Source organism: Gordonia sp. NPDC003950 (genome assembly GCF_053605205.1).
Genome location: NZ_JBSGIT010000028.1, coordinates 45,887 through 67,804 on the forward strand (window position 1 = coordinate 45,887; position 21,918 = coordinate 67,804).

Sequence of the window (21,918 nt, forward strand, 5' to 3'; positions counted from 1 at the left end):
ACTTCTCACATGCCCTTGCTCGTCATACGCTGAACTCGCTTCACCAAGAAACCTCGACACTTTGGAGAACCCCTCATGTCCACACCCGCGTCACTTCCGTATGCCTTCGTCGCCAAGATCGTCGCGGCCGATGGACAGCACGACGCGCTCGCCGATCTGCTCGCCGGCGCTGTCGCGCTCGCCAACGAAGAAGTAGGAACGATTGTCTGGTTCGCGGTCAGGACCCACGCCGACACCTTCTGGATCTTCGATGCATTCCCCGACGAGGCCGCTCGCGACGCCCACGCCAACGGCGCCATCGTCGCAGCCCTGATGGCCAACCAGCACCTCCTCGGCGCAGCACCCGAGATCCTGGCGGCCGACGTCCTCGCGTCCAAGCTCCCGTAGTCCGCCAACGCACGAGACGACCGCGCCCCGCCGAGCCGTCGCCAGGTCGCGACGCAACGCAACGCCACGCTGCGTTGCCGAGCGGTGCGAGGCCTATCGGCACACGGACAGGATGCCGGCCGCGAGCGCTCAGCCGGCGAGGGGTCCGTCGCAGAGGAGAGCGACGTCGGTGTCGGGCAGAGCCGTGAGGCCAGCGCATCGCGCGACCACCAGAACCGAACCGCCCCTGTCCTGCGTTTCCGCAGGTCAGGGGCTGTTCGCCGGAGCCGCCTGTCGGAATCGAACCGACGACCTAATCACGTCGGCTTTGCGTCTATCGCTTGATGTGCGCACTGGGCGAACGAGCCACTGATTTGCGCAAACGCCGAGCGTGGGGGACGCCGCCATCCGGTGGTGACCGACGACGACCGACCAGTACCGACCGTTTCACCGGAGCTTGCGGCGGCGTCGAAGCCATCCATCCGAAAGACCTCGACGTGTCCGACGCTACCCCGCCGGCCCGGCTTCGGCCGCCCTGACCTGACAGCCTTCGCTCGACTCGACGGCCTCGGTCTGAGCGTGACCGGACAACGACTTGAACCGGATCGTGCGGTCCTCGCGTGCCGCGTGGTGGAACCAGATCAGTGGTGCCGACGGTGCGGCAGCGAAGGCGCTGCTCGTGACACCGTGATCCGGCGGTTGGCCCACGAGCCGCTGGGCTGGCGACCGACCGTGCTGGAAGTTGTAGTGCGCCGCTACCGCTGTGCCGACTGCGGACACGTGTGGCGCCAAGACACCAGCGCCGCGGCGGAGCCACGCGCGAAGCTCTCGCGCACCGGGCTGCGATGGGCGCTGGAAGGGATCGTGGTCGCACACCTCACCGTCGCCCGTGTCGCCGAGGGACTCGGGGTCGCGTGGGACACCGCCAACAACGCGTGATCCCACCCTCGTTGCGATCACCGCTCCGACGGTCGGCTCGTTCTGGGTCGCCCCGGACCCGGGCTCCGCGCCCTTTGTCGCCGTGGGATCCACTGTGGCCAAGAGCGATCAGCTGGCCATCGTCGAGGTGATGAAGCTGATGAGTCCGGTGGTCTCCGAGGTCGCCGGTGAAGTGGTGGCGGTACAGGCGAACAACGCCGAGATGGTGGAGTTCGGCCAGACCCTGTTCCTGATCCGGCCCTCATGAGTACCCCGCAAGCACTGTATGAGCGGCCGGTGACGGTGCCGGCCGGGACCCCGGTCGGGTCGGTGATCCGCCGGGTCCTGGTCGCCAACCGTGGCGAGATCGCAGTTCAGGTGATCCGTGCCTGCCGAGCCCTGGGCATCGAGGCCATCGCGGTGACCTCCGAGGCCGACCGGGACTCGATGGCGGCCATGCTTGCCGATCGCAGTATCTGCATCGGTCCGGCCGCCGCCGGTGCGAGCTACCTCAACATGGACGCCGTTCTCTCCGCCGCGCTCGGAACCGGCTGCGACGCAGTCCATCCGGGATACGGTTTCCTGTCCGAGAATCCCGAGTTCGCCCGGCGCTGTGTGGCCGAAGGTCTGATCTTCATCGGTCCGGCACCGCAGATCGTCGCCGGAACCGGAGACAAGGCGGCGGCGCGCGAAATCGCCCGCGACGCCGGGGTTCCGGTGCTATCGGGCTCCGACATCACCGACAGCCCCGACGCCGCAGTCGAGGCCGCCGAGCGGATCGGCTTTCCGGCACTGATCAAGGCCGTCGCCGGCGGCGGTGGCCGCGGCATGAAGGTGGTCGGTGACGCCGCCGAACTCCGGCGGATGCTGCCCACCGCCATCGCCGAGGCGACCACGGCCTTCGGTGACGGTCGCATCTACGTCGAGAAGTTCATCGGCCGCGCACGTCACATCGAGGTACAGGTCGTCGGTGACAAACACGGAGCCGTCGCCCACGTCGGTGAACGGGACTGCAGTGCGCAGCGCCGCCATCAGAAGGTGATCGAGGAGTCGCCTGCACCGAATCTCCCCGATGCCGTACGTGATGCCATTCATGATGCAGCCGTGAGCTTTTCGCGTGCCGTCGAACTCGACAGCGCCGGGACCGTCGAGTTCGTGTACGACGCAGACACCCAGGAGTTCGCATTCCTGGAGTTCAATGCCCGTATCCAGGTGGAGCACCCGGTCAGCGAACTGGTATCCGGTGTCGATCTCGTGGCCGAGCAGATTCGGGTGGCCGCCGGGCTCCCGCTGTCCTTCACACAGGAGCAGATCGCTGCATCCGGACATGCAGTGGAGGCCCGGGTGATGGCCGAATCGCCGGAACGCGGGTTCATCCCGATGCCGGGCACCGTGACCCGATGGGAGCCGCCGAGTGGATACGGTCTACGCGTCGACTCGCACTGTCGCGCGGGAACGGTGATCAGCCCGTACTACGACTCGATGATCGCCAAGATCATCGCCCACGCGCCGACCCGCGATGCCGCCATCGACAAGCTACTCGCAGCGCTGGTCGAACTCGGCGTCGACGGCGTGTCCACCACCGTGGACTTCAACCCGATTCCTGTTGGACACCAGCATCTTCCGAGACGGACAGATCACCACCCGCTGGATCGACACCACCGGCGCCGACGAGTATCGCGCCACTCTTGAGGAGACGACATGAGTACCTATCTCGATTGCGCCGACCGTTCGGTCGGTGGTCGGCGAACCATCGACATCGTCGACCAGACACTGCGCGACGGACCCCAGAGCTGGTGGGGGATGCGGATGACCAAGTCGATCGGCCTGCCGATCGCCGGCGAACTCGATCGCACAGGATTTCACACCATCGACCTGGTGGGCAGTTCGATCTTCGAGGTGCTGGTACGCCACTGCAAGGAAGACCCGTGGGATCAGCTGATCTCACTGTCGAAGGCAATGCCCAACACCACCGTTCGGGCCGGCACCCGCAGCAACGGCATCGTCACCTTCGGCCTCACCGCCGACTCGGTGATGCATCTGTGGGTGGAACGGCTGTGCGCCCACGGCATCGGGAGCTTCTGGATCTATGACGGCCTGTTCAACACCGACAAGATCGGTCGCCTGATCAAGGTTGCGCAATCCAACGGGGCGCAGGCACTGCCGTGCATCCTCTACGCCGACAGTCCCTTCCACACCGATGAGTACTACGCGGCACGGACGAGGGAGCTGGTGGCACTCGGCGCCGACGGCATCGAACTCGAGGACGCGGCGGGTCTGCTCACCCCCGAACGCACCCGCACGCTCATCGCCGCCATCAAGAAGGAGGCTGGAAACCTCCCTGTCGAAGCGCACTTCCACTCCAACAACGCTCTGTCGCCACTGAACTATCTGGAGGCCGTGCTCGCCGGTGCCGACCGCGTGCACACCGCGAGCCGGCCGTTGGCGGCGGGTGTGTCGTTGCCGTCGACCGAGAACACGATCGCCAACCTGCGCTATGCGGGCTTTGACGTCGCCATCGACGATGGCCATCTTGCCCCGGTGGAGGAGCACCTGGTGAATGTGGCAGGCCTGGAGGAGATCCCGGTGGGAGCGCCCGCGGAGTTCTCATTGTTCCAGTACCGGCATCAGTTACCCGGTGGAATGGCCGGAACCTTCAAGGCGCAGCTCAAGGATCGTGGAATGGAGAACCGGTTCGAGGAGGTCCTCGACGAGATGTCGCTGATCCGCAAAGAACTCGGCTACCCGGTGATGGCGACCCCGTTCTCCCAGCTCGTCGGAACCCAGGCGGTGCTCAATGTGGTCACCGGAAAACGGTATTCGGTGGTGCCCCACGAAGTTCTGTTGTACGTCAACGGATTCTACGGCGATTCGGTCGCCCCGATCGATCCGAACATCCTGGACAGGATCATGGACAGTCCGAAGGCCAAGACCTACGAGGATTGGCAGCCGCCGCAACCCGAACTGTCCGAACTCCGAAAGAAGTTCGGCAAGGACATCTCCGACGACGAACTGATCTGCGTCTGCTGGTGCCCGAACACGACATCGACGTCATGCGCGCAACACCGCAACGCACCATCGATTACGGACTGACCAGCCGCGAGGTCGCCAACATCAAGAAACTCATCAGTACGTCGTGGGCGCGTACCTGCACATCGAGTCCGGAGGATTCGAACTGACCCTGCACGGAGATCACTGATGGCGCAGGTGGCACGGTCCCAGTTGACCGACCGCCCGAACAAGCGGCGTGCCGGGGCCGACGCGGGCGGCCTCTCGGTGGCCGAATCCCGTCCGCAGTTCGTCGACGGAATACTGCGCGGCGCCCGCTGCACGAGATGCCGGCACGCCCTGCCGCAGACTGACGTGCCCTGGTGCCCGGTGTGTTTTGGCGAGATCGAACCCGCCGGATTCGCTCCCGCGGGAACCGTCTGGGCGGCGACGACGGTGCGGATGCCGGTGGGGCGCTGGTCGCCGCCGTTCGCGCTCGCCTACGTCGACGTCGACGACGGTCCACGCGTACTGGTGCACGTATCCGCCGACCCTGCGCCACATGCCGGCGGCCGGGTGTCCTTCGACGGCCGCGGCGGCGACCTCGTCGAACTGGGTGTGGCGGCCCCCACCGACCCCGAGGAGTCCGAGAAGTGACGATCAACGCGGCCGTATGGGGTGTCGGCACCTCTGACTTCGGTGTGTTCGCCGATCGGCGAGTGGAGACATTGGCCTGGACGGCGGTCGCCGAGGCGATCACCGATGCCGGCATCACCCCCGATCAGATCGACGCGATCATCGTGGGTTCGGTGTTCGGCCCACCCGGCGTCGCCACCCGCATCCAGCGAGGTCTGGGCATCGGGGCCGCTCCGATGTGAACCATCGAAAATGCCTGTGCCAGTGGCACAGCCGCCTTCCACGAGGCGGTGACCGCCGTCCGTCACGGCCGATTCAGGTGTGTCCTGGTGATCGGCGTGGACCAGCTCTCGACACTGTTCACCGGTGCGATCGTCCCCGAGGCATCCGACCCCGAGGGGGCCACCGGGCTACCGCTGCCCGGGTTGTACGCGCTGACCGCCGCACGCTACGTGGACGTGCACGGGCTGACCCTCGAACAACTCGCACAGGTCGCGGTCAAGAACAAGACCAACGGGATGGACAACGAACGCGCGCACCTGCGCCGCGAACCACCGACCGTGGAGAAGGTGCTGGACTCACGGCCGATCGCCGATCCGCTGACCATGCTGCAATGCTGCCCGATCACCGACGGTGCCGGAGCGCTGATCATCGGGGCAGGGCGTCGGACCAATCGTGATGTGGCGGTCGAATCCTCGGCGATGGTCTCCGGCAAACCGTGGGATCAGCGTCATGAGGATGTCTGGGGTTTCCGCAGCGTCGAGCGTGCCGGCGCGGCCGCCCTCGAGGAGGCCGGACGCATGATCGAGGAGATCGACGTCTTCGAGATCCACGACGCCTTCACGATCGGTGAGATCACCACTCTGGAAGCACTCGGGGTGGCCGACGTCGGGAAAGGTGGTGACCTCGCGGTGTCCGGGCATACCCCCCGTGATGGTCGTCAACCGGTCAACCCCAGCGGGGGACTGCTGTCACGGGGCCATCCACTCGGGGCGACCGGCACCGCGCAGCTGGCCGAAGTCGTGTGGCAGTTGCGCGGTGACGCCGGTCCTCGGCAGGTGTCCAGCCACGCCGTGGGAATGGTCGAAACCATGGGCGGTGGCGCCGCCGGCATGGACGGAAACGCCTGCGTCGTCACGATCCTGTCCATCTAGGACCTGTCTCGCAAATCCTTCGCAGAAGAATTGGGAGACACGCCCCAGTCGAGAAAGAGAGAGCAATGACCGACACCCAATCCTCGGATGCCGTGGCGAAAGCCGTACCACCGGAAGGGCTTCTGGGATTCCGGGAGGTGTCCGGGCTCCGGTCCGGAGACGGGCGAGTGGTGGCCCCGGACAACTGTTCCGCAGTGCCACAGTACAATTCGTCGACGATTCGGGAGCGGCGGCACTCGTCGCCGACACCGGCCTGAAGCAGATCATCGACCTCCGGCTGGACTACGAGGCGGCACGGGAGGGAAGCGGGGGCTTCACCACCACCGATGTCGCCATCACCAACGTCCCGTTCGCCATCCGCAAGCCGGTCGCCGAGGGCTCGGCGGTGGCCCCGATGACCGACCCGGATCCTCTGGTCGGCGCCTACCTCGGCTATCTGGCGGCGCCCGGCGCGTTCAAGCGGATCGTCGACGCGCTCCTGGCAGACGAGGGCACCCCGGCACTGATTCACTGCACCATGGGCAAGGACCGCACCGGTGTCGCCGTGGCGCTGATCCTGGATGCAATCGGAGTGCTGCGCGCCGACATCGTCACCGACTACTCGGCTCGCGCCGAGGACATTCCGTTGATGGTCGATCGTCTGGCCCGGATGGAGACCTACGGTGAGGCGGTCAAGGTGTACCCGCCGCAGGCCTTGCGGGTGGACGGTGCGACCCTGCTGCGATTCCTCGCCTGGCTGGACATCGACCACGGCGGTTCGGCCGCATGGCTCAATTCGGTGGGTGTCGACGACGACGCACTCGACTCGCTCGCCGATCGGCTACTGATGGCCGGCGACGGCCCGGCGACGACGCAGATCCTGCGCTCGGCCCGGGTGCCGCTGCCCGCGGAAGCGGCCTGGGGGATCGTCGGCGACGTCGCGGGTGTACATCGGTGGGTTCCGGGTCTGGCCGCAACGGCAGTCGAAAATGATGTTCGAACTGCGACTTTCGACGATGGAGGTCAAGCGCACGAACTGATCGTCGCGCACGACGACGCGCGCCGCTCCTACACCCACCGCTACCTCGACGGCCCCATCCCGCTCGATTCGTACGAGTCCACCATCACCGTGGGCCCCGACCACGACGGCACCGGCTCGATCGTGGTATGGAACGCGGCGCTGCAGGCGACCCCGGAGGTCGTCGCCGCGGTGGCGGGTCGGTACGACGCGGGGTTGGCGAAGCTGCAGGAGTGAACGCGCGTGCGACGGCATGGGCTCGGATACCTGGTGTCCGAGCCCATGCCGTCGAGATCATGCGACCACAGAAGCTGCGTCAGCCCTTCAGCGCCCGGTAGAACGCCGTCTCGAACTCCATGTACTTGGTGAACGACGTCGGATCGCCGAACGGCAGGATCTGGGTGGCCCAGTATCCGCCATAGCCGTTCTCACGGTCGATCCAGTAGAAGAGGTTCGCCAACCCCGCCCATCCGAGCGCGCCTGCCGGCCGTCCGGTCGGAGCCTCCTCGTTGTTGATCATGAACGGCAACGACCACGACTTCGACTGCCCGGGAAAGAATTCGGCATCGTTGGACAGTGACGGGATGACACCGGGCAGCATCGTCACCGGCAGATCACCGAGATGATTGCGCACGGCCATCTCGACGGTGTCCTTGCGCAGCACCCGGCCGTGCTCTCCGGCGCCGTCATTGAGCCACATGCGGATGAACTTCATGTAGTCGCCGACGGTGCCGTAGAGGCCGTGACCACCGAAGTCGATCTCCGGCGGTGACGGCAGCTCGAAGTCCATCGGCGTCAGCGACCCGTCGGCGTTGCGGGCGTGCATCTCGGCGAGTCGGGAACGGAAGTCGTCGCGCAGGACGAAGCTCATGTTCTCGATGCCGAGTGGGCCGAAGATCCGCTCGGCGAAGACGTCGCCGAGTCGTTGCCCGCGAAGACGTTCCACCACCTGACCGACCCAGTCGATGTTGGTGCCGTACTGCCACCGCTCACCCGGATCGAACAGCAGAGGCGTGGTCAGCGCCGCCTTCGACGCGGTGATGACGCTGGGCTGCCCCTTCTCCCCGGCGAGTCGCGCGTACTTCTCGTCGAAGAAGTCGTAGCCAAATCCTCCTGTGTGGGTGAGGAGTTGGCGTGTCGTCGGGTAGGACCGCGGGGCCCGCAGGATCGGTTCGCCGTCGGCGTCGAAACCCTCGATCACCTGCAGATCGCCGATCTCGGGTGCGTAATCCGATGCGGGACGGTCGAGGTCGAGCAGTCCTTCTTCGACGAGTTGGAGCGCGGCGGTCGCCGTGATGGCCTTGGTGGTGGAGAAGATCGCGAACACGTCGTCGGTGGTGATCTCCGCGTCGCCGCCGAGCCGGCGCTGTCCGGCGGCGCCCTCGTACACGGTGCCGTCGCGGTCGGTGACCATTGCCACGACGCCGGCGACCGGTTGCTCGGCGTCGACCGCGGACCGGAGTACCCCGTCGGCGGCGCGCTGAAACACTGCCTTGTCGAAAGCTGTTGCTGTGGTGGACATATCAATGAACCTTTCGTGGGTTTCCTGGAGTGTGGCCGGTCATCAGGACAGTGCGAAGCCCTTGTAGCCGGCGGCCGCGGCCTCGAGCGTGGCGGCCCGGTAGGCGCCCACGCCGCCGACGTAGGACAACACCCGCCGCGGCTTGCCGGGCACGTTGGAGCCGGTGTACCAGGAGTTGGTCTTGGAGATGAGGTTGGCGTCGGCGAGTTCGTCGTGGTGTGTCACCCAGGCCTCCTCGCCCTCCTCGGTCGGCTCGATGACGGTCTTGTCGTGGGCGCGCATGTACGCGATGGCGTCGGCGATCCACTCGGTCTGCTGTTGCAGGCAGGTGGTCATGTTGCACAGGGCGGCCGACGGTGCGAGCGGCACCGCGGTGGTCAGCATGTTGGGGTAGCCGTGCACCATCAGGCCCATCGTGGTGCGGATGTCGCGGCCCCAGTCCTCGGCGAGGGATCGGCCGCCGCGGCCACGGATGTCGATGCGGGTCAGGGCGCCGGTCCCGGCGTCGAAGCCGGTCGCCATGACGATGACGTCGAGTTCGTAGACGGTGCCGTCGGCCAGGACGATGCCCTCGGGCGCGATCCGTGTGATCGGGTTGTTCTTGACCGGGACGGCGTCGACGTTGTCGCGGTGGAAGACCTCGAGGAAGTTGGTCTCCAGCGGAACGCGGTGGGTGCCGAAACCGTAGTCGGTGGGGATCAGGAGTTTCTCGAGTTCCGGGTCCTGCAGCCGGGCCCGCATCTTCTGCCGCACGAACTCCGAGATCTCCTCACTGACTTCCTCGTCGGAGAACATCTCGGCGAACGATGCCAGCCACAGCTTGAGTGAGCCGTTCTCGTAGTCGTCCTCGAGCCGGGCCAGGCGCTGCTCGGGGGTGAGGTCGTCCCACGCGTCGGTGAAGTCGTACTCGAAACCGGTGAAGGTGTTGGGCAGATTCTGCTGGAACTCGGGCAACCGCGACTTGTACCAGGCGACCTCGTCGGGGCCGTAGCTCGGATTCTTCATCGGCAACGCGTACTGCGGAGTGCGGATGAAGACGTCGAGGTGCCCCACCTCGTCGGCGATGGTCTGAATGACCTGAATGCCGGTGGCACCGTTACCGATGACGCCGACGCGTTTGCCGGCGAGGTCGACGCCGTCGCGCGGCCAGCGCGCGGTGTGGAAGATCTGTCCCGCGAAGTCCTGCTGGCCCGGGAACATGTCGGACATCGGTGCCGAGAGCATCCCGCAGCAGGTGATCAGGTACTGGGTGTCGATGGTTTCACCGGAGTCGGTGGTCACGGTCCATCGGTTGGTGTCCTCGTCGAACTCGGCGCGCTCGATCGTGGTGTTGAACGAGATGTCTCGCCGAAGGTCGAGTGCGTCGGCGACATAGTTGAGCCACTGCTCGATCTCGGCCTGACCGGGGAATCGCTGGCTCCAACTCCAGCCGTTGTAGAGGTCCTCGTCGAAGAGGTACTGGTAGATGTAGGCTTCGGAGTCGAACTTCGCGCCGGGGTAGCGGTTCCAGTACCAGGTGCCACCCACACCGGATGCGGTGTCGTAGGCGCGGACCCGCAGGCCCTGTTCGCGGAGTTGATGCAGTTCGTACAGTCCGGCGACGCCGGCTCCGATCACCATCGCGTCGAGTGTCGTATCGGCCATTGTTTCCTCCAGTGAGTGTGAGAACGATCACGTGAGCACCGATGGTTGACCTGTCTCACACCTCGGCCATGTCCCAAATTGGGACGTTCAACCTGTCCGATCGGCGGTGGTCGAGCGGCCGGCGGGAGGGAATAATCGGGTGTGGCATGTGTCACATGAGGTGTGTGGCCGCGACGAGAGGAGCCGAGTGGCCGACCCGCGAGACCAGCAACTGCGAATCGCAGCCGCTCGCGCAGACTTCCTGGAGTACGGACCCGAGGGCGCGGCCGGAGTGGGCGACGTGGTCGCGGCCTCCTGGGCGCGCAGTCGCTCCGCGGGGCTGGACGCCGACCGCTATCGGGTGAAGTACCACGACGACATCGATTTCGATTCCCGGCTCTCGCGGTGTGCTCGCCCCGTCCTGGAACGGCTCGCCGACGACATGTCCGACGTCCCGGTGACCATCGCGTTGACGGATGCGCGTGCGCGGATCGTGGAGCGCCGCGACTGTTCCGCCGCGGTCGGCCGCGTCCTCGACCGCGTCGATTTCGATCGGGGTTTCTCCTTCGAGGAGAGTGGTGTCGGGACCAACGGGGTGGGCACGGTGTTCGAGGTGGGAGCGCCGGTCAGCGTCGTGGGGTCCGAGCACTTCAATCAGTCCCTGGTGCAGTTCGCGTGCACCGGCGCCCCGATCCTGGATCCGATGACGGGCCGGGTCGCCGGGGTGCTGGACGTGAGCACGCTGGTGCAGAGCTGGAACGGTCTGGTGGAGGCGCTCGTACGGTCCGCTGCCGCCGACATCGGCCGCAACCTGTTGCTCGATCGCAGTCAGCCGACGCGCGCGTTGTTCGAGTTGTACCTGCGGGCGAGTGCCCGATCCGGGCAGGCCGTGATGGCGGTCGGCGAGACGGTGATGGTCAACGAATCGGCCCGGGCACTACTCGGTCCCGAGGAACAGAACACCATCGGCCAGTACGCACAGTTCCTGATGACCAAGCAGGAGAACGCCATTCACACGGTCACCCTCGACAACGGTCGGCTTATCCGGATGCGGGCATCCCACGTCGGCGCCGGTGACTCCGCGGGGGTGGTGCTGCTGCTCGACGAGGTGCGCACCACGGTGACGCCGTCCCGTGGTGACCGTGCGGTGACCGCAGGACCCGCGGCGCCGTCGGACGCCGGTGCCGGGCGGCCGCACCGGATGCGTAGTCCCGCGTGGGTGACGGCCTATCGGGATGTGGCCCGGGCGCTCGCCGACGGCGAGGCGACGATCGTCATCGGCGAACCCGGGTCGGGGCGCCGGTCCATTCTCATCGAGGCCTACCAGAACGCCGACACCACACATCCGGTGGTCGTCGTGGACACCGAGGCGCCGCATGACATCGAGACCCTCACGCGCGCGGTCACGGCATCGCCGGGTGGGCTGATGGTGATCCGTCACCTCGAGCGGCTGTCCACCGAGGCGCTGCCCGGCGTGCGCACACTACTCGAGGCGGCGGATCGGTCAGGGACCGTCGTCGGTGCGACCATCGACACGTTGCATGACGACGCGGTCGGCCCGTACACCGATCTGCTAGGCCGCTTCGTTCGCGCCGTGCACCTGCCGCCGCTCCGGCTGCGCGGACCGGACCTGGAAGTCCTGATCGACGACATACTCAAAGGCATTGCACCACAACGCAACACCAGGGTCAGTCCGCAGGCGCTGCGCGTGCTGGCCGCCTTCTCCTGGCCGCAGAACCTGACTCAGCTGCGCACCGCGCTCGAGTGGGCGGTGCGGGTGCGCCCGGTCGGAGAGATTCAGCCGGAGGACCTCCCCGGCTTCTGCCGCACCACCGCGCGTCGCGTGCTCACGCCCATCGAGGTCACCGAGCGTGACGCGATCATCGCGGCCCTCGGTGAGGCGGGCGGGAACCGGGTCCGCGCGGCTCAGGCGCTGGGAATGTCGCGCAGTTCGATCTACCGCAAGATCCACGGGTACGGCATCGTCGGCCTGTGACCGTTGCCGATCACACCCCGCCCGCATGCACCGCGAGCATCCGCGTCACCGAGTCGGGCCACTGGAATCGGGTGGCACGTTCGCGTGCGGCACGTTCCCGGTCATGCCGGGGGATGGTGAGGACCCGTTCGATGGCGTCTGCGAACCCGCTACCGGAATTGTCGGCGAGGGCACCACACGACTCGTCGACCATGCCGGCCACCGCCGACGACCGTGACCCCACGACCGGTGTGCCCGACGCCAACGATTCTAGGGCCGACAGGCAGAACGTCTCGTGCGGTCCGGGTGCCAGCGAGACATCGGTGCTGGCCAGGAGCGCCGCGACCTGCCCGCGGTCGGCGAGGTGACCGAGGAAGGTCACCGGCAGTCCCCGCGCCGCATGCTGGAGGGCGCCACGCATCGGTCCGTCTCCGGCGACCACCAGGTGAACGGGTACCCCGGCGCGATGCAGGCGGCCCACGGCGGTGACTGATCGGTCGGCGCGTTTTTCCACCGAGAGGCGTCCGCAATGGGTGAGCAGCGTCGCGGTTCCGTCGGTCCAGCGGGCACTGAGCTGCGGGTCGAGGTGACGGGGCGCGAACTGATCGAGGTCGACGCCGAGCGGAGCACGCACCAGGTTGCCCGCGCCGATGCGCTCGAACTCGGCGGCCGCGAAACCGGTTGTGCAGACCACGGAATCGTAGGAGCGGGCGGTGTCGGCGTTGGCGCGGTCGGCGACACATCGGGCGATCGTGGACGGAAGGAACAGCGACAGCAGGCGGTCCAGTCGCTCATGCGAGACCATCGTCGAGTGGATCTCGCGGCGGCGTGCCCAGGCGCCGAATCCGCGCAGCGTCAACCGATCCGACACCTCGAGGGCATCCGGACGCAGATGTTCGAGGACATCCGCGACCCGACGCGCCGAGGCCAGCCGGTAGCCGCCGAAGAACGGGATTCGTGGTGCCGGTACCGAGATCTTCACGACACCCGAGGTCATTACCTGTTCGTCGGATGCCGAGCCCGGGACGACGAGGACGACCTCGAGTCCGGCGGCGAGGTAGCCCGCACCCCAGCGGTCCACGGCCGTGCGCAACCCACCCGAGCGCTCACCGTAGAAGTTCGCCAGTTGGACGATGCGCACCCGCCCAGTGAGCCGGGCGTCGGTGAACGCAGCGCAGCGCCACGTCGAGGGTGGGGTGAACGGCGGCAGTACTCTTGCGCCGAACCGGCCTCCGACGACGAATCCGGTGTTGCCGCAGCAGAATCCTCACGGATTCACGGAGCACCTCACCCGGCGGAGTCGAGCCCGCGCAGCGCTTCGACCGGATCGAGACTTTCCGCCGCCAGGTGTTCGCGCACCACGCGAGCGGTTTCGGATTGCACCAGCGCGTTGACCGGTGTCGGCATCCCGTGCAGGCGGCCGAGCAACACGATCTCACCGGACAGGTAGTCGATCTCACTGGTGCCGTCGCCGCGCTCGACGCTCTGCCACGTCGAGTTGCCGTCGCCCTCGGCACCGCTGCGACGACGCTGAATGTGGTTGGCGCGCCGCTCTTTGTCGGTGGCGTCGCTGACCGCCTCGATACCGGCAGCGGCCAGGACGGCCTCCCCTTCGGCGCGGGCCCGACGCGTCAGTTCGGCACGAGCGTACCCGTCGTCGCGGTAGCACGCGTCGACGCCGTTGCCCAGATTGGTGATCAGTTTGCGGTACTTCCACGCGGTGATGTCGCGTCGGGTCCGCGAGGGGAACGACGCCGCCCGAAACCGCTCGGACAGTTCGTCGGCGACGGCGTCGGTGCCACCCGGGAAGCAGCCCACGTCGAGGATGCCCGGTGCCGCCGACGACCCCTGCACCACCACACCGGGATCCATGTGCCAGGCCGGCAGCATGACGCACACCGAGTACACGCGCGGGAACACCCGCAGGAGGGCCGGTTCGTTGACCACCCCGTTCTGCGCCGACACGATCGGAATATCCGACGGCGCGTGCGCTCGCAGGTCGTCGAGAGCCGCGGCGGTCTGCTGACTCTTGACGCACACCAGGACCACGGCGTTGTCGGTCCAGTCGACCTCGGCGGCACTGCGCGCGCTCGGGATCGGCTGCACCAGAAGACCACTGTCGGTGTCGAGGATCAGCCCCTTCTCCCGGATCGCCTGCAGATGCGCACCGCGGGCCACCAGCGTGGTCGGCGTGCCCGACGCGAACAGATGAGCGCCGATGACCCCGCCGATCGCGCCGGCGCCATAGATGACCACATGCATGCACCCCAGCCTAGGGCGGTCGGTCAGCCGGTCGGTCGCTCGAGCAGCAGGATCGCCTCGGCGAGCACCGTCGCGAAGATGGTGAGATCGGCGGCCATCGTGACGCACAACTGCACGTCCTCCACCGGTGCGTGACGATTCCGGGACTCGTTCTCCCTCCTCCGCCACTCCTCGATCATCTCCGCACACACCGCCGCATACTCGCGGAGCCGATCGACCTTGCCGCTGACCAGATGCGCGGTGCGTTCGGCGGACAACCCGTCCTCGATGAAGATCCTGAGCAGCGTCTGCATGCCGACGGGCACCGAGCTGCTGGCGCACTCGTGAGTGCCGGGACCACCCCCGTTCAGCAACGACACGATCTCGCGCCCCACGGAATTGACGAGATCCATCCACAGCTGCCAGGCGGCCCGGAGATTGTCGGGGTGGAACACCGCGCACTCGAGGGAGTACCGGGCGAACAGATGTCCGTTGTCGATCACCAACGTGACGTACGAGAGCCGCGCGCTGTAGTCGGTGACCAACTTCGCGAGTACCGCAGCAGGTGGAATCCGGTGACCGAGAGTGGCGACGAACTCCAGACGCGGCCCTGCCTCGCAGACCACGACACGCGACGCGATCTCGTCCGTCAAGGGCAGTTCGATCATCTCGTGGTCATCGATCTGGAGTTCCCGATGCACCAACGCCGACAGCACATCCCGGGCAAGGGTGATCAGCTGATCCGGGGTGGTGATCCGGATGGCCGTCGTTGTGGGACAGCTACATTCATCGTCGAGGGGACCGGCGTTGTCGTCGACGTCGGCGTGCTCGGGTTCCGGTTGGCGGCCGGGCAGATCGGGGACGCTGCTCAGGTGGCGTTTCGGAGTACCCGCCGCCGGCGGGGACGCCGGTGCGTCACGCGGCCCGAACGGATCGTGGACCGTGACGAACGACGGATGCGGAAAATCCCACAGGCCGCGGAGTGCGGCGATGATCTGCGCGATCAGGTCATCGATTGTTCGCCGACCCACCTCATACACGACCTGGTGCCGGATCTTCTTCCATTCGCCCGCACCGGTCTCGCGGAGGCGATTGGCGATGACGTTGATCGGGAGCGTGGGTTGAAAGGCGGGACTGCCGATGCCGGCGCGCACCCGTTTCGACCCGGTGACCGTGACCTCGATGAGGGTGCGCCACTTGGTCGCGTCGGAGAGTGCGAACTCGATGGACTGCCCGCGTTCCAACTCGGCGATACGCACACGCAGCGTGGCGGCGAACTCCTCCCATGCCTGCTCGACCAGTGCGTCGTAACCGGATGTGGTCATCGTGCCCCCAAGGTGTCGTCGTAGAACGTGTGTTCGATGAAGACGGTACGGGATGCCACCGACAGAGTGGCGTGGCCGAGCTGCACCCGTGCACAACCGCACCGACACCCTCGGCAACCCATCACGCTTCGGCAACCCATCACGCCGCAGCCTCGCCGTGACGCCGCACCCGACGGCGCTCGGGTGGCCGCCGCGCCGCATCATCCAGGGCAACGAGCAGGCGCTGCGCGTCGTGGCGCAAGAACTCATTCCAATTGCCCAGCGCTGATTGAAGATTCTCGCGATGGAAGATCGTCGATTCGAGCAGGAGGTGGGCGTAGATCCGCGTTCCGCGGGCGACGAGACAGACGTACGGATTCGACGTCCGGTGCGCTGCCACCAGCGTGGCGGCGTCGTCGGGATGGGTGGCGGCATCGTTCAGCGGCGCCCACAGCTCGATGCGCGGTGCATCGGCGTGGACGCTCACCGATGTCGGCACGGGCAGCGTCGGGAGATGGACATCGCCCAGGTCGTCGACGTCGGGGGCGTTCCCGGCGATCGCCTCCAGCGCATCGACCACCAGGCCGCGCAGGTGGGCCGAACTCCGGGTGCGCTGCCCGACCTCGATGAGGGGTTCGGCCAGGCTGAGCGGTTTCTCGTCGGGCTGCGACAGCATCGACGGATGCAATACATCGCCGACTTCACGCAGCGTCACGACGATCAGGGCCGCCAGTTCGTCCGCGCGTTGCGTGTCACCCTCGGCGATGAAGTCACCGTCGAACTGGTGGCGCCAGCCCAGCGAGTTCATCGCCTCGAGCTGGCGTGGGAATCGTCCGCTGTCCCGGTACAGGTCAAGCGGGTGGATCGTGAGCTGGATACGCCGCGTCACGGTTGCCGACATCTCGATGCGAATCTGCGCCGCGGTCCCCTCGGGGTCGGCGCTCACCGCGAAACCCGACGTGGGTGTCACGTCGTGCAATCGGTCGGCGAGGTCGATGCGATAGCGGCGCCAGGCGTCGTCGATCGCCGTGTCGAACTCGCTGCTGTCGAACTCGCTGCTGTCGAACTCGTTGTCGCTCATGGTGTTCCCCCCGGGTCGAGATCGGTGTACGCCGAGCGTACGGACGCGCACTCCTCACCTGCGTCGATGCAGCTCGATCGAGGCCCTACCCTGTGGATGAAACCAGGTCTGTGGATGGTGAATCGCCACGAGCTTCCTCCGGACCCGCGTAGTGTGGGCGAACGGGGCCACACAATTCGACTTCAACCACTGGAGGTCCGAGATGTCCGATGCCCGTGACACCGTTCTCGCCTACGCGCCGAACGCCGATACCGCCGTCATCGACAAGATGGCATCCACCTATGCACTCGCACTTCGCAATCGAGATGCCGCGCTGGTGTCGGCGAGTGATCCCGCAGAACTGAAGACCGTGCGGGAGAACTTCCTCAAGAAGAAGCTCGGTCTCACCGACAGCGACGCCGATCTCGACAAGGCCATCGCCGACGTGTTGGCCGGCATGAAGGACGGCAAGTCCAATCCGCGCCTGGCGGTGTACTACCTGCTGGCCGAGAAGTTCGGCAAGCTCGACGTCTTCAAGTAGCACGTTGCGATGGTGGACGGCCCGCGGATCTCACCCCGGGTCGTCCACCTCCGCGAGGAGGGCCTGCGCACGCTGATCCTCGATGAAGGACGCGCGAAAGGAATTGCGCGCCAATCCGATCAGGGTCGCGTCGTCGATTCCGAGGGCATGCTGGACCTCGCGGTACGTGTCGGCGACGTAGCCACCGAAGTAGGCCGGGTCGTCGGAGTTGAGGGTCACCATCAGTCCCGCCTCGAGCATCGCGGGCAGCGGATGTGCGCGCAGATCGTCGACCGCACGCAGCCGGACATTCGACAGCGGACACGCGGTCAGCGGGGTTCGATCGGCAGCCAATCGTCGCACCAGGGCGGTGTCCTCCATACACCGAATCCCGTGATCGACGCGTTCGACGCCGAGAACGTCGAGGGCTTCCCAGATGTAACTCGGCGGTCCCTCCTCGCCGGCATGAGCCACCACATGCAGGCCGGCCTCCCGTGCCCGGGTGAACACCTCCGCGAATTGTCCTGGCGGATAACCGACCTCGGCCGAATCCAGGCCGACGCCGATGATGGTGCCGACGTAGGGTTCCAGCGCGTCGAGGGTGGCATGGGCGTCGGCGACCGGTCGATCGCGCAGGAAGCACGCGATCAGCTCGGCGTGTGTGCCGGTCTCGGCCGATGCCGCGTCGAGGCCCCGGCGCAGCCCGGTGATCACCGCAGACAACGGGACACCCCGGGATGTGTGGGCCTGCGGGTCGAAGAAGATCTCGGCATGCCGGACACCCTGCGTCGCGGCGGTCCGCAGATACGCCGACGCCAGGTCGGCGAAGTCCTCCTCCGTTCTCAGGACCGCCATGCAGGCGTAGTACAGGTCGAGAAAGTGAGGCAGGTCGGTGAAGGCGTGCGCCCGCCGGAGTTCGTCGACGTCGGCGTAGGGGAGTGTGACCCCGTTGCGATGGGCGAGCGTGAATGCCATCTCCGGTTCGAGCGTGCCCTCGATGTGCAGGTGTAACTCGGCCTTGGGCAACCGCATGAGCGTGGCGTCGTCCATGGTGGTCCATCCTGTCACCGTGTGTGACGGCGCACCGGCGGTTCAGGTGGTGCCGCCCACACCTTGACTTCAAGTGAAGTTGAACTCCTACCGTCGTCGGGTATGACCCGACAGATGCAACCGGCCCGTCGTCAACCCATCGGATTCTGGTCCGCACGGGTGGGATCGGCGATCCGCACCCGTACGCGTTCCCGGCTCGCCGAGGTGGGTGTGTCGCAACCCGAATGGTGGCTTCTGCACCAACTCTCGCTGCACGACGGCGGGATCGGCGTGACGAGGTGATCACGATCATCGGACCCAACGACACCGATCAGGCCATTCGCGACGCCATCGTCGACGCCCGGTCCAAGGGCTGGATACACGACGACGGGCGGTTGACACTCACCGAGTCCGGCGCAGAACGCTTCCGGCATGCGGCCGAGGTGCAAGGCGAGTTGGAGATCGAGCGGCGGAAAGGAATCTCCGACGCCGACTACGAGACCACCATCCGCGTGCTGCAACGCACCGCCCGCAACGTCGGGTCGGATGCGTGGCATTGGTGATGCGAGGGCGATCGCCCGCCGCGGGGCCGTCGGCGTCAGCTCCCCTTCTGCAGGCTGACGCTGCGATTCGCTCGTGCAAGATGTGCAAGCGCAATCTGTTTGGCGGCGCGGAACTCGTCGGCGTCGAGCAGACCCCGCTCATAAAGGCCGGCAAGCCGTTCGATCTCGTCGGCGATGCCGGAGCCGGTCTCTGCCGGCGGCTGCGCACCAGACGCAACCGAACCGACGTGTGATGAGTCCGCGGTGGGAGTCGGGTCCGGGACGCTGCCGGGCGCGGCAAAGGAAGCGGGCACGGCAAAGGAAGTGGGCACGGCCGGGGCCTGCATGGTTCGTCCAACGGGCGCGCCGCCGGTCGGGTGGGTTCCCTGTTTCTGGAGATAGGTGAGGTAGTGGCGGATGAACGCCTCTTCCTCGCTGTCGAAGCCGCCGAAGTTCATCTCGCCGTCCGGCGTGGTGACGACGAGCTGGGGCATCCCGCCCTTCTTGCCGGTCAGCTCGAATGAGGCGATATCAGCGGCCGACACCTCGTAGATGACCTGTTTGTCCGGCTTGCCGTAGGTGACGAAGCCGAGGACCCGGGCGTTGGTGATGGCCGTGCCCTCGGACATCGGCTTGAATCGGCTGGCGGTCACGAACGCCCAGACGACCTCGCCGGGACCGAGGACGGGTGCGAGCTTCTCCGGCCACTTCTCAGCCCGCTTGGGCTTCACCTTCGGGCTCAACTCGGTCACGACGTTCCCCTCGCCTCACGCTGCTCCATCAAACGCCGATCCTCGCACGCGGATGGATCATCGCTCATCCACCCTTCTTCAGACTTGTCGACCGTCCACGGATCGCCATCGCGGTGATCGCGGCCTGCTTGGCGGCGCGGAACTCATCGTCGTCGAGAATGCCCTGCTGATGCAGTTCGGCGAGCTGGGCGATCTCCTGCGCGAGACTCGGTGCCGAGGCCGCGGGAGAGGACTGAGGCGCCGACGCCGCCGCTGGAAGGTCCGGCGATTCGTCGACATCACTCCCCGCAGAGGGGCTGAGCTCGGCGGCTGAGGAGTCGACGCGGTGTCGCGGTGGCAGCGGCACCACCGGATCGGTTCCCCGACGATGCAGTTCGGTGAGGACGTGATGGAGGTACGCGGCTTCGCCGGGCTGGAACTTCCCGAAGTCGGTCTCACCGAAGCCGGCGGTCACCACCAGAGATGGCAGCAGGCCCTGCCGGACCGACAGGTCGAAGCCCACGATGTCATCCGCCCGTACCTCGCTGGTGACTCGTTGAAGCGGGTCGCCCGAGGTGGTGAAGCCGATGACGCGTGCATTGGTGATCGCCGTGGCGACGGAGAACGGGTTGTACCGACTCGCGGTCGCGAAGGCCCAGACGATCTCTCCGGGGAACAGCACCGGGGCCAGGGCTCGTGCCCACGCCTCGCCCTGTGCGGGTGTCACCTTCGGACTTCTCTCGGTCATGCGCCGCTCCTCGGGCCGAGTCCTGGTGGACGTGACGGATCATCCCACGTGGTTGTGGCGTTGGCGCCGGTCGTGGCCGGGTTTCATCCGACTGGGGGGCGCAGGTCAACGTGTTGTGCCGCTGACGTCGGCGTGCGCGGCCGAGCAGTGAGCGCACCCACCGAGAACGATCTGTGAGGTTCGGTAACGAAATCGCAGGCAACCGGCGATGCACTTGTCGTGACGCGGGTTACGCAAAGCGGAACTATGCGACAACCTCACATGTCGTGGTCCGCGGCCCGCCTCACAAGGAACTGCCGCGAACTCGCTCGAGCTGGACAGAGGGCATCGAGTCGAACATCGGGCGCCAGGCTCAGATGTCGAAGCCGTTGCATCGCCGCCGCACGTAGCGCGGTATGAGCCGCAAGAACCTCGGAGTCGCAACGATGCGACCCGGAGTGAAAGGAACACTCCCGTGACCGATCCCAACAATCCGCAACAGCCCGGCGCCGGCGAGCCATATGGGCAGGGGCAGCCATATCAGGGCGGGCAGCCGTTTGGCGCGAACCAACCGTATGGCGGCGGACAGCCGTATCCCCAGCAGCCCTATGCCGGCCAAGGATATCCACCGCCGCAGCCGCCAAAGAAGCGGAAGATCTGGCCGTGGATTCTGCTGGCGGTCGTCATCGTGATCATCGCGTTCGTCGGCGGATGCGTCGCGCTCATCGGAGGAGCGGCTGAGTCGATCGACAACGAATCGAATCGCACCGTGACGGTCACCTACGAGGTCACCGGCGAAGGTCAGGCGTCCAGCGTCACCTACACGACCAACGATGTGAACGTGTCGCAAGACACCAACGCCGCGCTGCCGTGGACGAAGGACGTCCAGATCAGTGGTCTGGGCAAGTTCGTCTCCCTGACAGCGACCAATGACTTCGACGCTTCGGGTTCGATCACCTGCACGATCAAGCAGGGCGAGAAGGTGATCAGCACCAATACGAGCTCTGGTCCCGCCGCAACCGCATCATGCTCCGGAACTGCTGACTAGTCCCGCCGCCCTCTGGCACGTACGGTTCCCCGGTTCTTCCCAACGAAGGGCCGGGGAACGTCGTCCTGGTGGCTCAGAAGTGCTGAAAATACGCGTCTGACCAGGCGATTTGTAAAACGGCACGGTGGTGCGTAACTTATATCGAGTCAGCGCGCCGCGGCGCCGCCCCGGAGGGCCCGAGAGGGACTCACCAGGGGAGAGGAAACCGGGCCTGCGCAGACCGCCCCCGAGAAATTTCTCGAGCACAGTCATGTGCCAGGGAGATGGACGGGAACCGCCCGACAGGGCACGAACCAAGCCTTCACCGAGGCTGCTTCCTCTGGGAGTAGTTCGGGTGGGTGTGTGTTCTTTGAGAACTCGATAGTGTGTTGGTGGATTGTTTGATGCCATTTTTTTGAATGGTAGTGAACAAATTTTTGTTTTGGATGCTGCTCTGCGTTGTGTGGGGTGGTGTTTGTGAGTTTGTTTTTTGCCAGTTTTTTGGATTTTTTTGGTCAGGTTCTTTTGTCTCTCTGGCTGAGATTGTGTTGAAACTTT

Annotated in this window: 21 protein-coding genes and 2 pseudogenes; 13 read left to right on the plus strand and 10 right to left on the minus strand. The window is 66.3% G+C overall.

Annotated features, from left to right (window positions below; translation table 11 throughout):
• Positions 1–75: 75 nt before the first annotated feature.
• The 8 genes and pseudogenes from ACWETB_RS20770 (at position 76) to ACWETB_RS20805 (ending at position 7,296) form a co-directional block, all read left to right on the plus strand.
• On the plus strand, positions 76–387 hold the full coding sequence (locus ACWETB_RS20770; protein WP_003941073.1) for a putative quinol monooxygenase: 312 nt from the start codon (positions 76–78) through the stop codon (positions 385–387).
• Between the two features lie 476 nt (positions 388–863).
• Positions 864–1,302: pseudogene (locus ACWETB_RS20775) on the plus strand (ISL3 family transposase); the annotation flags it as partial.
• The gene (locus ACWETB_RS20780) at positions 1,256–1,552 is read left to right on the plus strand and encodes an acetyl-CoA carboxylase biotin carboxyl carrier protein (protein ID WP_449743299.1); all 297 of its coding nucleotides are present in this window, start codon (positions 1,256–1,258) and stop codon (positions 1,550–1,552) included. The pseudogene ACWETB_RS20775 and the gene ACWETB_RS20780, both read left to right, overlap by 47 nt.
• On the plus strand, positions 1,549–2,976 hold the full coding sequence (locus tag ACWETB_RS20785) for an acetyl-CoA carboxylase biotin carboxylase subunit (protein ID WP_449743298.1): 1,428 nt from the start codon (positions 1,549–1,551) through the stop codon (positions 2,974–2,976). The genes ACWETB_RS20780 and ACWETB_RS20785 overlap by 4 nt, the downstream gene beginning before the upstream one ends.
• Before the next feature lie 9 nt (positions 2,977–2,985).
• On the plus strand, positions 2,986–4,377 hold the full coding sequence (locus ACWETB_RS20790; RefSeq protein WP_452213351.1) for a carboxyltransferase: 1,392 nt from the start codon (positions 2,986–2,988) through the stop codon (positions 4,375–4,377).
• Positions 4,378–4,482: 105 nt separating this feature from the next.
• Complete coding sequence (locus ACWETB_RS20795; protein ID WP_452213353.1) at positions 4,483–4,929, plus strand: Zn-ribbon domain-containing OB-fold protein; 447 nt, start codon at positions 4,483–4,485, stop codon at positions 4,927–4,929.
• Positions 4,926–6,062, plus strand: a pseudogene (locus tag ACWETB_RS20800) (thiolase family protein). The gene ACWETB_RS20795 and the pseudogene ACWETB_RS20800 overlap by 4 nt, the downstream one beginning before the upstream one ends.
• Positions 6,007–7,296: a tyrosine-protein phosphatase gene (locus tag ACWETB_RS20805; protein WP_452213355.1), complete on the plus strand. Its 1,290-nt coding sequence runs from the start codon at positions 6,007–6,009 to the stop codon at positions 7,294–7,296. The pseudogene ACWETB_RS20800 and the gene ACWETB_RS20805 overlap by 56 nt, the downstream one beginning before the upstream one ends.
• A gap of 79 nt (positions 7,297–7,375) precedes the next feature.
• Here the strand turns inward: ACWETB_RS20805 and ACWETB_RS20810 are convergent, their stop codons facing one another.
• On the minus strand, positions 7,376–8,581 hold the full coding sequence (locus tag ACWETB_RS20810) for a serine hydrolase domain-containing protein (RefSeq protein WP_449743294.1): 1,206 nt from the start codon (positions 8,579–8,581) through the stop codon (positions 7,376–7,378).
• Positions 8,582–8,623: 42 nt separating this feature from the next.
• Positions 8,624–10,225 (minus strand): flavin-containing monooxygenase, encoded by a 1,602-nt coding sequence (locus tag ACWETB_RS20815; RefSeq protein WP_348807625.1) that lies wholly within the window; start codon positions 10,223–10,225, stop codon positions 8,624–8,626.
• A gap of 187 nt (positions 10,226–10,412) precedes the next feature.
• Here ACWETB_RS20815 and ACWETB_RS20820 point away from each other — a divergent pair, with 187 nt between their 5' ends.
• Positions 10,413–12,200 carry a sigma-54-dependent Fis family transcriptional regulator gene (locus ACWETB_RS20820; protein ID WP_348807626.1) on the plus strand — a complete coding sequence of 596 codons (1,788 nt, stop codon included), beginning with the start codon at positions 10,413–10,415 and terminating at the stop codon, positions 12,198–12,200.
• A 10-nt stretch (positions 12,201–12,210) separates the two neighbouring features.
• Here the strand turns inward: ACWETB_RS20820 and ACWETB_RS20825 are convergent, their stop codons facing one another.
• The 4 genes from ACWETB_RS20825 to ACWETB_RS20840 form a co-directional block, all read right to left on the minus strand.
• Positions 12,211–13,320: a glycosyltransferase gene (locus ACWETB_RS20825; RefSeq protein ID WP_452213358.1), complete on the minus strand. Its 1,110-nt coding sequence runs from the start codon at positions 13,318–13,320 to the stop codon at positions 12,211–12,213.
• Positions 13,321–13,466: 146 nt separating this feature from the next.
• Positions 13,467–14,441 carry a ketopantoate reductase family protein gene (locus ACWETB_RS20830; protein WP_452213360.1) on the minus strand — a complete coding sequence of 325 codons (975 nt, stop codon included), beginning with the start codon at positions 14,439–14,441 and terminating at the stop codon, positions 13,467–13,469.
• A gap of 23 nt (positions 14,442–14,464) precedes the next feature.
• Positions 14,465–15,745: a TY-Chap domain-containing protein gene (locus ACWETB_RS20835; protein ID WP_452213362.1), complete on the minus strand. Its 1,281-nt coding sequence runs from the start codon at positions 15,743–15,745 to the stop codon at positions 14,465–14,467.
• A 139-nt stretch (positions 15,746–15,884) separates the two neighbouring features.
• Complete coding sequence (locus tag ACWETB_RS20840) at positions 15,885–16,805, minus strand: TY-Chap domain-containing protein (protein WP_452213363.1); 921 nt, start codon at positions 16,803–16,805, stop codon at positions 15,885–15,887.
• Between the two features lie 202 nt (positions 16,806–17,007).
• Between ACWETB_RS20840 and ACWETB_RS20845 the strand changes: the two genes are divergently transcribed.
• Positions 17,008–17,325 carry a DUF2853 family protein gene (locus tag ACWETB_RS20845; protein WP_348807631.1) on the plus strand — a complete coding sequence of 106 codons (318 nt, stop codon included), beginning with the start codon at positions 17,008–17,010 and terminating at the stop codon, positions 17,323–17,325.
• 30 nt (positions 17,326–17,355) lie between these two features.
• Here ACWETB_RS20845 and ACWETB_RS20850 read toward each other — a convergent pair whose 3' ends face one another.
• The gene (locus ACWETB_RS20850) at positions 17,356–18,354 is read right to left on the minus strand and encodes an adenosine deaminase (RefSeq protein ID WP_452213365.1); all 999 of its coding nucleotides are present in this window, start codon (positions 18,352–18,354) and stop codon (positions 17,356–17,358) included.
• Between the two features lie 102 nt (positions 18,355–18,456).
• On the opposite strand from ACWETB_RS20850, the gene ACWETB_RS20855 reads away from it, so the two are divergent.
• Together ACWETB_RS20855 and ACWETB_RS20860 are read left to right on the plus strand one after the other, a co-directional pair.
• Positions 18,457–18,636 carry a hypothetical protein gene (locus ACWETB_RS20855; protein ID WP_452213367.1) on the plus strand — a complete coding sequence of 60 codons (180 nt, stop codon included), beginning with the start codon at positions 18,457–18,459 and terminating at the stop codon, positions 18,634–18,636.
• Complete coding sequence (locus tag ACWETB_RS20860; protein ID WP_452213369.1) at positions 18,633–18,896, plus strand: hypothetical protein; 264 nt, start codon at positions 18,633–18,635, stop codon at positions 18,894–18,896. Before ACWETB_RS20855 ends, ACWETB_RS20860 begins: the two co-directional genes overlap by 4 nt.
• Positions 18,897–18,931: 35 nt before the next feature.
• Here ACWETB_RS20860 and ACWETB_RS20865 read toward each other — a convergent pair whose 3' ends face one another.
• Together ACWETB_RS20865 and ACWETB_RS20870 are read right to left on the minus strand one after the other, a co-directional pair.
• Positions 18,932–19,627, minus strand: a complete 696-nt coding sequence (locus ACWETB_RS20865; RefSeq protein ID WP_452213371.1) for a hypothetical protein — start codon at positions 19,625–19,627, stop codon at positions 18,932–18,934.
• A gap of 64 nt (positions 19,628–19,691) precedes the next feature.
• Positions 19,692–20,354, minus strand: coding sequence for an SHOCT domain-containing protein (locus ACWETB_RS20870; protein WP_452213373.1), 663 nt, complete (start codon positions 20,352–20,354; stop codon positions 19,692–19,694).
• Between the two features lie 454 nt (positions 20,355–20,808).
• Between ACWETB_RS20870 and ACWETB_RS20875 the strand changes: the two genes are divergently transcribed.
• Positions 20,809–21,381 (plus strand): hypothetical protein, encoded by a 573-nt coding sequence (locus tag ACWETB_RS20875; RefSeq protein ID WP_348808929.1) that lies wholly within the window; start codon positions 20,809–20,811, stop codon positions 21,379–21,381.
• 301 nt (positions 21,382–21,682) lie between these two features.
• On the opposite strand, the gene ACWETB_RS20880 is transcribed toward ACWETB_RS20875, so the two are convergent.
• The coding region (locus ACWETB_RS20880; protein ID WP_452213375.1) for a hypothetical protein at positions 21,683–21,918 on the minus strand (236 nt) is incomplete at its 5' end.